An 11,454-nucleotide genomic window follows, 5' to 3' on the forward strand; every position below is an offset into this window, starting at 1 on the left:
TGGGCGGGGCGGGTCTTCAGTCGAGGGACTCGAGCGTGGCCTGTGCGCCGGAGCGCAGCAGCAGGTCGAGCGCGGCGGTGTACTCCGTGACGAAACGCTCGTCGTCGATGAGATCGCCGAACAGCGAGCGATCGGTGAGGAACGCCGTAGGGTCCTCGCGCTGACGTGCGGCCTTCGCCATGACGCTGTCGCGCACCCGGTCGACCACGTCGAACGTCTCACCGTTCTCACCCGTGCCCTCGGCGTAGCGCGCCCAGCTCGCGACGATCGCCGCCGAGAGCCGCACCGGTCCACCGGCAACGAGCTCCTCGCGCACCACCGGCAGCAGCCACTTCGGGATGCGGTCCTCCGCGCACAACCGCGCCAGCGTGTCCAGCACGTACTCGTTCGAGAAGCGCTCGATCAGGGTCCGCTTGTACTCGTCCAGATCCACTCCGGGCACCGGACGCAGCGTCGGCGTCGCCTCCTCGACCATGTAGCGCAGGAGGAACCGCGCGATCAACGGGTCCCGTGCGGCCTCGTGGGCGTAGGTGTATCCGCTCAGCCGCCCGAAGTAGCACATGCCCTGGTGGCTGGCGTTGAGCAGCCGCAGCTTCATCAGCTCGTAAGGCTCCACGTCGTCCACGAGCTGTACTCCCGCCTCGTCGTACGGCGGCCGCCCGAGCGGGAAGGCGTCTTCGAGCACCCACTGGAAGAAGGGCTCAGCGACGACGGGCCAAGCGTCCTCGACGCCGAACTCGGCCGCGATCTCCGTGCGGTCCTGGTCGGTGGTCACGGGAGTGATCCGGTCGACCATCGAGTTCGGAAAGGAGACGTTCTCTGCGATCCACGCGCCCAGGTCCGCATCCTTCTGACGTGCGAACTCGGTGAAGACCCGCTGGGCCACGTGGCCGTTGCCTTGGATGTTGTCGCAGGACATCACCGTGAAGGGCGGGATCCCGCGGTCGCGACGGCGCCGTAGTGCCTCGGTCACGAGCCCGAACACGGTGCGCGGCACGGCATCCGGCTTCAGATCCGCAGCGACGTCGGTCGTCGTCAGATCGAACGCCCCCGAGACCTGATCGATGTTGTAGCCGCCCTCGGTGATCGTCAGCGAGACGATGCGCACGCCCGGATCCGCCATCCGCTCGATCGCGGCGTCGGGGTCGTCCGGCGCGTAGAGGTAGTCGACGATGGAGCCGATCTGGCGGGCCTCGCGGGCACCATCCGGATGTTTGAGCACGAGCGTGTACAGCCCGTCCTGCGCGTGCAGCACATCACGCATCCGCTGGTCGGCGGGCAGCACCCCGATGCCGCAGATCGCCCAGTCGTGGGCGAGTCCGCGGTTCATGAGCGTGTCGAGCACCATGGCCTGATGGGCGCGGTGGAAGCCGCCGACACCGAAGTGCACGATTCCGACGGTCAGGTCGCTGCGGTCGTACGACGGGCGGGCGACGGGCGCGGTGCTCATTTGATCCCCGAGATCCGCACGCCGTTGACGATGAATCGCTGGAAGATCAGCAGCAGCACGATGGTGGGCAGCGCCGCGAGCGTCGAGCCGGCCATCAGCAGCCCCCAGTCGTTGCCGCGGTCGGAGCGGAAGTTGCCGAGGAACTGCATGATCTGGGTCAGGTTCGGGTCGGTGATCGTCAGGATGGGCCACACGTACGCGTTCCAGTAGGCGAGGTACGAGGCGATGCCCATCACCACGAACGGCGCGGCCGACTGGGGAAGGAACACGCGCAAGAAGATCTGCCAGCGCGTGGCGCCGTCGATCAGCGCCGCCTCTTCGACGGCGACCGGGAAGCCGAGGTAGAACTGCCGGATGAAGAACATCTGCGCCGCCGAGGCGGCACCCGGGATGATCAGCACGGCCAGCGTGTTCAGCATTCCGAGGGCCGAGACCACCATGAACGAGGTGAGCAGGATGGCCATCATCGGGATGAACATCGGCATGATGCAGTACACCCACCAGAACCGCTTGCCGCGGAAGTCCAGCCGGGCGAAGGCGTAGGCGGCGAGGGAGTTGATGACCAGACTCAGGGCGGTGAAGATCAGCGCGCCGACGAAGGTGACGACCATCGCCCGGGAGAACTCCGGGTCCTGGAGGATCTTGACGTAGTTGTCGAAGCGCCAGACGTCGGGGAAGAACTGGAACGGCGAGCGCAGCACCTCGGTCTTGCCCTTGAAGCCGGCGATCGCCATCCAGGCGAGGGGGAACAGCACGCTGACGCTGATCAGGACGATGAGCACAGCGGACACGGTCCGCTGGGGGACACTCTTCTTCATCGGGGGTCTTTCCTTATCCGTCGACGGCTTTGTCGGAGTTGATGAGTCGGAACACGACGATCGAGATCGCGCCGAGCACGACGAACAGCAGCAGTGAGGCGGTCAGCGAGAAGCTGGTCGCGTAGGGCGTGAGGTCGCGGAAGCTGTTGAAGATGAACAGGTTCGGGGTCGTGGTCGCATCGACCGGACCGCCTCCGGTCATGATGAGCGGCAGGTCGAGCATCTGGATCGCCAGCGTGAAGCCGGTCACGATCAGGTACAGGAACACGTTCTTCAGCAGCGGGATCGTGATGTAGAAGGTCTTCTGGAAGAAGCCTGCCCCATCGAGCTGCGCGGACTCGTAGTAGCTGTCCGGGATGTCGAGCAGGCCGGCGAGCAGGATGAGCGTCGTCACGCCGAAACCGAGCCAGATGCCCGGGATGGCGATCGCAGGGAGAGCCGTGGTGGGGTCGTTGAGCCAGGCGACCGGACCGGCGTTCAGCAGGCTGAGCAGCCAGTTGGCGACGCCCTGGTCCTGGTAGATGAAGACGAAGAGCACCGAAGCCACCACGGTCGAGACGACCGCGGGCAGGTAGACGGTGGTCTTCATGAAGCTCGCCGCCTTCTTGCTCAGCGTCTTGATGAAGCTGGCGAGCAGCAGGGCGATCACGAGGCCGGTGGGGACGACGAGCACGGCGTAGTAGAGGCCGACACCGATCGACTTCCAGAACTTGGGGCTCTCCAGCACGTACTGGTAGAACTGCAGCCCGACGAACTCCGGGTCTTTGTAGAAACTGATCTTGAACGTGCTCAGGTACACCGAGTAGATGAGCGGCCAGATGACGAAGATGCCGAGAAGGATGACCATCGGAGCGATCATCAGGTAGGCGGTCTTGTTGTCCTGCAGATGTTTCGCGACGGGCGGGTTGGCCGCCCGCCGGCGGGCGCGCCGGTTGCCGGGCTCCGGAGCGATCGCCTCGGCTTCGACGGGAGGCAGCTGCACCTCGCCTGCTGGGTTGAGAACGGACACGGTGGTCTCCTCGACTGAGTGGTGCCCGGGGGTCGCTGCTGCGGCCCCCGGGCACCGGGGATGGTTCGGTTTACTGCTTCGGCGCGGTTCCCGCGAGGGACTGCTTCTGGATCACATCGTTGATGGCGTCGTTGGCCGTCTTCATGGACGTCGGCACATCGGCGCTACCCTTCATAGCCGATTCGATGCCCGTTCCGAAGGCGAGCGAGATGTCCCACGGGTACCCAGGCTCCTGCTTGCCGTTCGGCACGACCTGCTCGGAGATGATCTTCATGAACGGGTCGCTCGACGCTTCCGGGTTGGAGGCGAGCGCCTCATCCACCGACGTGCGCACGGTGTACTTCGAGAAGCCGCTCGTCTTGAAGAAGTCGGCCATGATCTCGGGGTCGCCCGCCAGCAGGTAGTTGATGAAGTCGGCCGCCTGCTGCTTGGCCTTCGACTTCGCGTCGACGGTCAGCGTCCAGCCTCCGAGGGTCGCAGTCGTCTTGTTCGACGAGCCGTCCATCGAGGGGAACGGCGCGACGGCCGTCTTGGCAACCATGTCCTTGAAGTCGTTCTTCAGCTGACCGACGGCCCACGAGCCGTCCGCCATCATCGCGACCTCGCCCTGACCGTAGGGGGTGGCGTCCGCGTAGCCGACCTTCGGCTGCTGCGGCATGTAGCCGCCCTTGTAGAGGGCCTTGTAGAAGTCGGCGAGCTTGCCGAAGCAGGGCTCGGTCGCCTGCGCCTTCGACCAGTCGTCGTTGATCGGCAGGTGACCGCAGGCGCTGTACTGCAGACCCCAGCTCGACCAGCCGAGGTCGGCGGCGACAGAGGCGATGGTCATACCCTTCACCTTGCCGTTGGTCAGCTTCTTCGCCCACTCGAGCAGTTCGGACCAGGTCTTCGGCGGGCTAGCCGGGTCGAGTCCGGCCGCCTTGGCGAGGTCGGTGCGGTAGTAGAGCACGGTCGAGGGCTCGACGAGCATCGGATACGCGTAGTGCTTGCCGTCGCTCGAGACGAAGCTCTTGACGTTGTCCTTGATGTCGCTGAACGCCTTGGCCGGCATCAGGTCGTCGAGCTGCGCGAACTGTCCGTTCACGACGCCGGCGGCGATGTTGCCGTAGTTGGTGGTCGCGACATCCGGCGACTTGCCCGCGGCCTGCGCGGCCTTCAGCTTCTGCGGCCAGGTGTCGGCGGGGACGACCTGGTAGTCGATCTTCACCTTGTCCTGCGATGCGTTGTACTTGTCGACGTACTTCTTGAACCACGCCTGCTGGTAGTCCTCGAACTTCTGCTGCCAGAACGTGACGACGGTCTTGCCGTTCTCTGTCTTGGCCCCGCCGCCCGCGCCGGAGCAGCCGGCGAGAACGAGGCCCGCGGCGAGGGTCGCCGCGACAGTGAGCAGTAGCCTGCTGCGCCTCTTGTGCATGTGTTCCTCCTCTTGATGCGGCTCGTCTTCGAGCCGACGTGTGTGGGCCTAGCCCTGTCTGACCAGGTCGGCCTTGTACCAATAGACGTTGTAGGGATCCCAGACGGAGAGCGTGAAGTAGATCGTGCGCCCGCCGTTCTCGGTGTACTGCGGGAGCATGTACGGCGAGTACAGCCCGGGCACGTCGGACGAGGAGACGAGCGTGTGCTTGTCACCCCACGGCCCCCAGGGCGTCGCGCCCTCCCGGATGGCGGTGCCGTCGCCCCCGCCGTCGGTGTAGGTCATGATCCAGCGGGACAGGTAGTCGTTCCAGACCACCGACAGCTCCCCGACCGTGTCGTCGACGATCGTCGTCGCTGCGGCGATGTCCGCGCTCCAACGCGGGGCGCCGTTCGAGGCGGTGCCGCTGAAGTAGCGGTAGGCCGACTGCTTTTCGACGTCCTTCTCCGGCACCTTCATGAGCTGCACGCCGCCGAAGCGTCCGTGCGTGACGCCCCAGAAGTACAGGTCGCCATCACGTTTCGACACGCTCACCTGCACGAAGTTGCTGTCTCCCGCCCAGCGAGGTGCAGCGAGCTTGGTCCAGGTGCGCCCGTCGTCGGTCGACTTTGCGAAGCCCGCGTAGTTGGTCTCCCACTCACCCGGCTCACCCCAGTGCTTCACCGACATGTAGTCGAGATACATCGCTCCGTTCGCCTCGAAACCGTAGGTCGGGATCGTCGTCATCTCGGTGCCGTCGACCTTCTTCGAGTCGATCAGCTCCGTGGCCCAGCCGAGGTCGTCGGAGATGTAGCCGTCGAACCGGATGCCGTCGGTCGGGTCGGTATCGGTCGTGTATGCGAGGGCGTTGGATCGCCATTCGGTGCCTCCGCCGCCGGTGAGACCGTCTTCGCGCTGACCGAAGGTGTCGCCGAAGACGAACCAGGTCTTGCCGCCGGCCTGGAACATCGACCCGAGGTCTTGTCCGGCGATTTCGTAGCGGGCGGTCTTGTTGAGAGAATCGTGGCCGGTGAGCTGGGCGACCCGCTTCACGTTCGTCACTCCCGACAACACGAACGGCATCTTCTCCGTGCTCAGCATGGCGGCGGATGAGCTCGAGCATCCCGCGAAAGCGACGGCTGCGAGAGCGGCGACGGATGCGATGGCCACCCCACGCACCAGGGGTGCGCGGCGGGTTCGCGGTCGCGTCAGCGTCATGCCGTTCCTCTCCCTTGAGCGTCGATGGATATCAGTGAACCTTAAGAAATCGGTTTCGTCAAGCGTCGACTCAGATCACCAGCATGCCGCCTGCTTCTCAATGTTTTCTTGAGCGAAACCGATTTCAAATTCTTAACCGCCCGGCTAGGGTAGTGGACGACCAGATCTCGCTTGACGCACAAGGATGTCCGCAATGAGTTCGACTGAATCGCTCCCTTCCATCCCTTCCGACCCGGCAGCGACGGTCGTCGACGCAGGCTGGCTGCGGCCCGTCCCGGATGCGCCGGCGGAACCTCGCTGGGGTCACCCCGACGGCATCCAGCTCGGACTCCATCCCCTCGGTGGTCCGCGCGGTCTGTTGCGCATCTACACGCCGTATCTCGGGCATGCGCGCGATCGGCTGCTCAACTTCATCGCGGTCGAGCCGATCGTGACCGGCGAGGCCGAGCGCGGGTATTCGGAGCTCGAGCCGAGCCGACTGGACGCGGCACAGGGCAAGCGCTTCTGGAGCGCGGACTCGCTCGACGACACAACTCCCCGGGACCCGTCCTCACCGGCGCGCGGTGTCGTGGACACCGTCGACGGCGTCGAGCGCCTCACGGTCTACGTGATCAGTGAACGCTTCGACAACGGGGCGAGCGTCGCCGTGCGGGTGCGCTTCCGTGCGGACCGGCCGCACGAGCTGAGCGTCGCCGCCATCCGTCTGCCGGATTCCGCGGACCTCGACTTCTGCGTGCTGACAGCGACGATGGGCAACTTCGCACGCCTCCGGCGCGTGCAGCTCGTCGACCGCACGGTGACACCGGCGCTGCTCTGGCCCGGCTTCGAGGGCGTGCACTTCACCGAGCATGCGGCGTTCGGCGTGGCCGCGCTGCCGCGCAACGCCGCGGGCGAGGTGGAGGTGTCGGCGACGACCGACGAAGACGACCCGGTGTCGGCGGTGTACGCCGATGACGTCGCCGAGCACTGGAAGTACGTGGGACTCCGCGCCGTTCAGACCTGGACCGCGGCCGACCCCGACCCGGCACTGCAGGTGCTGGTCAACGCGCGCCAGGCGTACTGGGCGAGCACGTCGACGATCCCGGGCGGCGCGGCGTTCGAGAACTTCGAGCTGAAGGAGCCCTTCCGCCAGGAGCGCGAGCTGCGCTTCCGCGTCGACCCCGCCTGAGCGGCGGCCCGATTCGTTGAGGGGCGGCTAACGCGCCTAAACACGCCGGTGGTCGACGGATTCGCCACCCTTCAACGGAAGGGGCCCGACGAAAGAGGCGCAGACCTCAGGGCGACGGGAGCGGAGTCGGGGACGGCGACGGCAATGGCGTCGGCGTCAGGGTCGTGTACGGCGGCAGGTCTCCCGCGAGCACCGGGACCTGCAGGTCGACGGCCGCGTCGCCGGTCGTGAATCCGACGTTCGCGAGCGAGCCCGGGATGGACGTCAGCTCGGTGAAGTAGACGAGCGTGCCGTCCGCGGTGCCGAGCTGCTTGGTCTCCGCCGGACCGAGAGAGATCGTCTGCTGATTCTGGCTGTCGCTCCCGTACGCGATCTTCACGTCTTCGCTCGACGAGCCCTGGTTGATCAGGGTCACGACCAGGTTTCCGACCTTCTGCGAGTCGGCGACGATCACGGCGTTGCCGATGAAGACGGGCCCCACGTTTCCGCTGACGCCGTCGCTCGCCTCCTTGATGTAGAGGGTTTCCTGCGGAGCGAACAGGTCGCATCCGGTCATCGACACCAGGATCGCCGCCGCGATCGACACTGCGAGTCCCGCTCGTGCTCTCATCCGCCTCACCTGACTCCTGTCGCGTCCGGCCCGCTGGCCGTCGCGCACGAGTCAACTCCGCCTCCCGCGCCTGCGCGTCACCCTTTTGGAGTGATCCGGCCGCAGGCGATCAGCCCGCGAGCCCCGGATGCACGCCCGCGGCGATCCCCTGCTCAACGGTGATCCGGCGCAGCAGCGCCACGAGGACCTCCCGCTCCGACTCGCTCAGCCCGACGGTCAGCTGCTCCTCCAGCGCGTCGGCCGCGGCGGTCGCTTCGCCGAGCACTGCGTGTGCGGCATCGGTGAGCCGGATGGCGTACGCCCGACGATCGCTCGGATGCGCTCCCCGCTGCACGAGACCGCGCTCCTCGAGCGAGTCGATCAGCGAGACCATGACGTTGCGGTGAATGCCGAGGGCCTCCGACAGCTGCTGCTGCGAGAGTTCGACCCCGGTGTCGGCGTTCCGCAGGCGGGTGAGCACCCCGAACTGCACCGGCCGGATGCCCAGCGGCGCCAGCCGTTCCGCGAACTGCTGCGCCGTGTACGCGCCCAGCTGACTGAGCAGGAAGGCGGCGCGCGTGTCGAGGGCGGCCAGGGCATCCGTGTCATCGGTCATGTGCCGAGCATATCGGCACTTGCGTAGATAATCACTTTGAGTGACAATATGAAAATCATATTAATTGAGAGGCGGTCGCCATGAGGGTGACGGTATTCGGAGCGAGCGGCGGCATCGGCCGCGAACTGGTGACGCAGGCGATCGGCCGCGGAGACGAGGTCACGGCCGTGATCCGGAGCTCGTCGACAGCAGACCTTCCGGCGGAGGCCGAGATCGTGCGCGTTGACGCGTTCGACGATCCCGCCGCTCTCGTGCCCGCACTCGACGGGCGCGACGCCGTGCTCTCGGGCATCGGCCCGCGCGGACGCAACGACGGGCCCGTCGCCGCCCCGATCACCGCCGTCATCGTCGAGGCGATGAAGCAGGCCGGCGTGCCGCGCATCGTCGCCGTGAGCGCCGCCCCGGTCGGGCCGCCGCCCGAGCACGACGCGTTCGTGAACAAGCGGGTGCTCATGCCGCTCATCGGCTCGATCCTCAAGCCGGTGTACGACGACCTCGACCGGATGGAGCAGGTGCTCCGCGCCAGCGGGCTCGACTGGACCGTCGTGCGACCGCCCAAGCTGACCGCGAAGCCCGCCACCGGCGCCTACCGCACGGTCGTCGGGGCGAACATCGGGCGGGCGTTCTCCGTCTCCCGCGCCGACGTCGCGAGCGCCATGCTCGACGCCCTCGGCGACCCGGCAACGGTGGGCCAACCCGTCGGCATCGCGAACTGACGCGCGCGAAGGAGGAGCGATCGTGTCCCTGCTCTCGGTCATCGTCGTGTGGACGGCGATCGTCGCCAACGGCTTCTCCGGTGTCGCGGCCCTGGTGCACTTCAAGCCGATCCTGCCCGGCATGGCCGCCGCGGGCGTCCCGGTCTCGTGGCTCACCTTCCCGATCGGCACCCTGAAGACGCTCGGCGCGATCGGGCTCCTGGTCGGGATGCTCGCCGCTCCGGTCATCGCCGTCGCTGCGGCCGCCGGCCTGGTCGTGTTCTTCGTCTGCGCGCTCTACACCCACGTGCTGGCGCACGATCTGTCCGCGCAGTTCGGGCTCGCCACCGCGCTGCTCGTGCTGAATTCGGCGACGCTCTGGGCGACACTGACCTGGCTCTGACGCGCTCCCAGCTTTCTGCAATCTTGCTACGCCAGCCTTCGACCATGGCCGGAAAGAAGTCTGAGCGCGATGCGATCGACGACGTTGTGAAGCGTCTCCAGGAGAAGTACCCGAACATGACCGACGAGCACGTCGCCGAGATCGTCGAGGACACGTACCAGACGTTCCAGCATGCCAAGCTGCGCGACTACATCGCCGTGCTCGTCGAACACGGCGCCAAGTCCACGCTGAAGCAGGAAAAGCGCGCGAGCGCGTGACGGAGGCGGCCCCGTCCGTCCTGTTCCTCAACGGAACCGTCGGCGTCGGCAAGACGACGGTCGCGGATGCCGTGGGCGCGCTGCTCGCCGAGCGCGGCATCCCGCATGCGGTGATCGACCTCGACGCGCTGCGCCGGGGCTGGCCGTCACCGGAGGGCGACCGGTTCAACAACGCCATCGAGCTGACGAATCTGCGCTCGGTCGCGGCGAACTACCGGGCGGCGGGAGCGCAGGTCCTCGTTCTCGCCGGCGTGCTGGAGGAGGTCGCCGCGATCGACGACTACCGGGATGCCCTCGGCGGCGTCACGCCGACGATCATCCGGCTGACGGTGGACCCGCGCGAAGGGGAGCGGCGCCTGCGGGCGCGGCACCGCGCCGACGGCGACGGCGACGGCGACACCGCCGAGCTGAGCTGGCACCTGGCCCGGCACGGCGAGCTGGACGGCGTGCTCGACGCGGCCGCGATCCCCGGCCCGGTGATCGACACGACCGCGCGAGACGCACGAGCCATAGCCCTCGAGGTGCTGCAGACGGCAGGATGAGTGCATGAGCACCCCGCCGCGGACGATCGGGACGATCCGATGAGCGCGCGCGAGCTCACGGCCGTCGCCACCGACGGTGTCACGCTGGCCGGCTCGCTCTGGCTGCCGGATGAGCGTCCGCCGCGTGCACTCGTTCTCATGCAGCCGGGCTCGGGGCCGTCCGATCGCGACAACGATGTGCTGTTCCCGCCCATCCGCGAGGCCCTGCTGGCCGTCGGGATAGCGGTGACCTCCTTCGACAAGCGCGGGGTCGGCGCATCCGGCGGCTCGTGGCTCACGGCCGACATCGAGCGACAGGCGGGCGACCTGACCGCCGCGCTCTCGGTCGCGCGCGGCGAGCTCCCGGGGACACCGGCCGGCCTCTTCGGCCACAGCCAGGGTGGCTGGGTGGTGCTGGCCGCCGCGGCGCCGTCACACGCCGAGTTCGTCATCACCAACTCGGGGCCCGGCGTGACGCCGCGGACCCAGGAGGCCTTCGCGACGCGCGGGCATCTCGCCGCTCTCGGTCTCGAACTCGAGCGCGAGGTCGAGGCGGCCGCGACGTTCGACGAGCTCGCGTTCACCCTGTCGGACGGGACGCCGTTCGCCGAGGCGTCCGAGTGGATGGCGGATCCGTCACGTCGCCGCGCGCTCGACGATCTGGCCGCGGCGAACGCCTTCGTGCCGACGACGCGCGAACTGTGGGACTTCGCTGCGACGATCGTCGACTTCGATCCGGCGGACGCGCTGCGGGGCATCCGGGTGCCGTTGCTGGGGCTGTTCGGCGGCGCCGATGACATCGTTCCGGTCGACGAGAGCGCCGACCGGTTCGCCGAGCTCGTGCCTCCGGAGTTCCTGAGCCTCGCGGTGCTCGCCGGCGGCGACCATCGCCTGCAGCTCCCGGGCACCGAGACCTTCGTTCCGGGCTACCTCGACGCGCTGATCTCGTTCGTGCTGACGCACACGCACTGACCGACCCCGCCGCACGCGGCCCGCTTTCGTTGAGGGGTGGCAAATGCAGGCTCGGTCGGCGTGTTTAGGCGCATTTGCCGCCCTTCAACGAGATGAATCCGGGTCGGCGCCGGGGCGAACCGCGGCGTCGTCGCGGATGTCGATGCGCGTGATGCCGTCGCCCCGGTCGGTGACGTCGATGCGCGGATCGGCGTCGTCGTCGGACGCCTTGGGCGCCGTCGTGAGCTGATCCTCCCGCGCGGCCTCGTGCTCTGCCCTGTCGTCGTCCGCAGGTTCACCCATCGTGGTCTCCGTTCCGCCCAGCGTGGGGGCATCCGCGACCGTGTGACGGCCGGTGCACCGAGCAAT

The 11,454-nt window shown here is 67.5% G+C and carries 14 protein-coding genes; 6 read left to right on the plus strand and 8 right to left on the minus strand.

Annotation, left to right across the window (positions count from 1 at the left end):
• Nucleotides 1-16 precede the first annotated feature (16 nt).
• From PKE84_RS05125 to PKE84_RS05145, 5 genes are all read right to left on the minus strand, one after another.
• Nucleotides 17-1,450: a mannitol dehydrogenase family protein gene (locus PKE84_RS05125; protein ID WP_271176139.1), complete on the minus strand. Its 1,434-nt coding sequence runs from the start codon at nt 1,448-1,450 to the stop codon at nt 17-19.
• On the minus strand, nt 1,447-2,268 hold the full coding sequence (locus PKE84_RS05130) for a carbohydrate ABC transporter permease (protein WP_271176140.1): 822 nt from the start codon (nt 2,266-2,268) through the stop codon (nt 1,447-1,449). The genes PKE84_RS05125 and PKE84_RS05130 overlap by 4 nt, the downstream gene beginning before the upstream one ends.
• Before the next feature lie 13 nt (nt 2,269-2,281).
• Nucleotides 2,282-3,277, minus strand: coding sequence for a carbohydrate ABC transporter permease (locus tag PKE84_RS05135; RefSeq protein ID WP_271176141.1), 996 nt, complete (start codon nt 3,275-3,277; stop codon nt 2,282-2,284).
• A gap of 70 nt (nt 3,278-3,347) precedes the next feature.
• Nucleotides 3,348-4,688 (minus strand): ABC transporter substrate-binding protein, encoded by a 1,341-nt coding sequence (locus PKE84_RS05140; RefSeq protein ID WP_271176142.1) that lies wholly within the window; start codon nt 4,686-4,688, stop codon nt 3,348-3,350.
• A 48-nt stretch (nt 4,689-4,736) separates the two neighbouring features.
• On the minus strand, nt 4,737-5,885 hold the full coding sequence (locus tag PKE84_RS05145) for a glycoside hydrolase family 183 protein (protein ID WP_271176143.1): 1,149 nt from the start codon (nt 5,883-5,885) through the stop codon (nt 4,737-4,739).
• Nucleotides 5,886-6,078: 193 nt separating this feature from the next.
• Here PKE84_RS05145 and PKE84_RS05150 point away from each other — a divergent pair, with 193 nt between their 5' ends.
• Nucleotides 6,079-7,053 carry a RidA family protein gene (locus PKE84_RS05150; RefSeq protein ID WP_271176144.1) on the plus strand — a complete coding sequence of 325 codons (975 nt, stop codon included), beginning with the start codon at nt 6,079-6,081 and terminating at the stop codon, nt 7,051-7,053.
• A 106-nt stretch (nt 7,054-7,159) separates the two neighbouring features.
• Here PKE84_RS05150 and PKE84_RS05155 read toward each other — a convergent pair whose 3' ends face one another.
• Both PKE84_RS05155 and PKE84_RS05160 read right to left on the minus strand, forming a co-directional pair.
• Nucleotides 7,160-7,663, minus strand: coding sequence for a hypothetical protein (locus PKE84_RS05155; protein ID WP_271176145.1), 504 nt, complete (start codon nt 7,661-7,663; stop codon nt 7,160-7,162).
• Between the two features lie 109 nt (nt 7,664-7,772).
• On the minus strand, nt 7,773-8,258 hold the full coding sequence (locus tag PKE84_RS05160; protein ID WP_271176146.1) for a MarR family winged helix-turn-helix transcriptional regulator: 486 nt from the start codon (nt 8,256-8,258) through the stop codon (nt 7,773-7,775).
• An 80-nt stretch (nt 8,259-8,338) separates the two neighbouring features.
• Between PKE84_RS05160 and PKE84_RS05165 the strand changes: the two genes are divergently transcribed.
• The 5 genes from PKE84_RS05165 to PKE84_RS05185 are packed head-to-tail and all read left to right on the plus strand — an operon-like array spanning nt 8,339 to nt 11,106.
• Complete coding sequence (locus tag PKE84_RS05165; RefSeq protein ID WP_271176147.1) at nt 8,339-8,974, plus strand: NAD(P)-dependent oxidoreductase; 636 nt, start codon at nt 8,339-8,341, stop codon at nt 8,972-8,974.
• A gap of 22 nt (nt 8,975-8,996) precedes the next feature.
• Nucleotides 8,997-9,356 carry a DoxX family protein gene (locus PKE84_RS05170; protein ID WP_271176148.1) on the plus strand — a complete coding sequence of 120 codons (360 nt, stop codon included), beginning with the start codon at nt 8,997-8,999 and terminating at the stop codon, nt 9,354-9,356.
• 44 nt (nt 9,357-9,400) lie between these two features.
• A complete protein-coding gene (locus tag PKE84_RS05175; protein ID WP_271176149.1) occupies nt 9,401-9,613 on the plus strand; it encodes a three-helix bundle dimerization domain-containing protein in 213 nt (70 codons plus the stop codon).
• Nucleotides 9,610-10,155, plus strand: a complete 546-nt coding sequence (locus PKE84_RS05180; protein ID WP_271176150.1) for an AAA family ATPase — start codon at nt 9,610-9,612, stop codon at nt 10,153-10,155. Before PKE84_RS05175 ends, PKE84_RS05180 begins: the two co-directional genes overlap by 4 nt.
• 39 nt (nt 10,156-10,194) lie before the next feature.
• The gene (locus PKE84_RS05185) at nt 10,195-11,106 is read left to right on the plus strand and encodes an alpha/beta hydrolase family protein (protein WP_271176151.1); all 912 of its coding nucleotides are present in this window, start codon (nt 10,195-10,197) and stop codon (nt 11,104-11,106) included.
• An 84-nt stretch (nt 11,107-11,190) separates the two neighbouring features.
• On the opposite strand, the gene PKE84_RS05190 is transcribed toward PKE84_RS05185, so the two are convergent.
• Nucleotides 11,191-11,388, minus strand: coding sequence for a multidrug transporter (locus tag PKE84_RS05190; protein ID WP_271176152.1), 198 nt, complete (start codon nt 11,386-11,388; stop codon nt 11,191-11,193).
• Nucleotides 11,389-11,454 lie beyond the last annotated feature (66 nt).

The sequence above is a fragment of the Leifsonia poae genome (assembly GCF_027921845.1).
Classification (GTDB): domain Bacteria; phylum Actinomycetota; class Actinomycetes; order Actinomycetales; family Microbacteriaceae; genus Leifsonia; species Leifsonia poae.

What these genes read in the sequence shown, in the direction of transcription:
- PKE84_RS05125 (WP_271176139.1), bottom strand. Translation starts at nt 1,450, where the DNA reads ATGAGCACCGCGCCCGTCGCCCGCCCGTCGTACGACCGCAGCGACCTG.
- PKE84_RS05130 (WP_271176140.1), bottom strand. Translation starts at nt 2,268, where the DNA reads ATGAAGAAGAGTGTCCCCCAGCGGACCGTGTCCGCTGTGCTCATCGTC.
- PKE84_RS05140 (WP_271176142.1), bottom strand. Translation starts at nt 4,688, where the DNA reads ATGCACAAGAGGCGCAGCAGGCTACTGCTCACTGTCGCGGCGACCCTC.
- PKE84_RS05145 (WP_271176143.1), bottom strand. Translation starts at nt 5,885, where the DNA reads ATGACGCTGACGCGACCGCGAACCCGCCGCGCACCCCTGGTGCGTGGG.
- PKE84_RS05150 (WP_271176144.1), top strand. Translation starts at nt 6,079, where the DNA reads ATGAGTTCGACTGAATCGCTCCCTTCCATCCCTTCCGACCCGGCAGCG.
- PKE84_RS05155 (WP_271176145.1), bottom strand. Translation starts at nt 7,663, where the DNA reads ATGAGAGCACGAGCGGGACTCGCAGTGTCGATCGCGGCGGCGATCCTG.
- PKE84_RS05160 (WP_271176146.1), bottom strand. Translation starts at nt 8,258, where the DNA reads ATGACCGATGACACGGATGCCCTGGCCGCCCTCGACACGCGCGCCGCC.
- PKE84_RS05165 (WP_271176147.1), top strand. Translation starts at nt 8,339, where the DNA reads ATGAGGGTGACGGTATTCGGAGCGAGCGGCGGCATCGGCCGCGAACTG.
- PKE84_RS05175 (WP_271176149.1), top strand. Translation starts at nt 9,401, where the DNA reads ATGGCCGGAAAGAAGTCTGAGCGCGATGCGATCGACGACGTTGTGAAG.
- PKE84_RS05185 (WP_271176151.1), top strand. Translation starts at nt 10,195, where the DNA reads ATGAGCGCGCGCGAGCTCACGGCCGTCGCCACCGACGGTGTCACGCTG.
- PKE84_RS05190 (WP_271176152.1), bottom strand. Translation starts at nt 11,388, where the DNA reads ATGGGTGAACCTGCGGACGACGACAGGGCAGAGCACGAGGCCGCGCGG.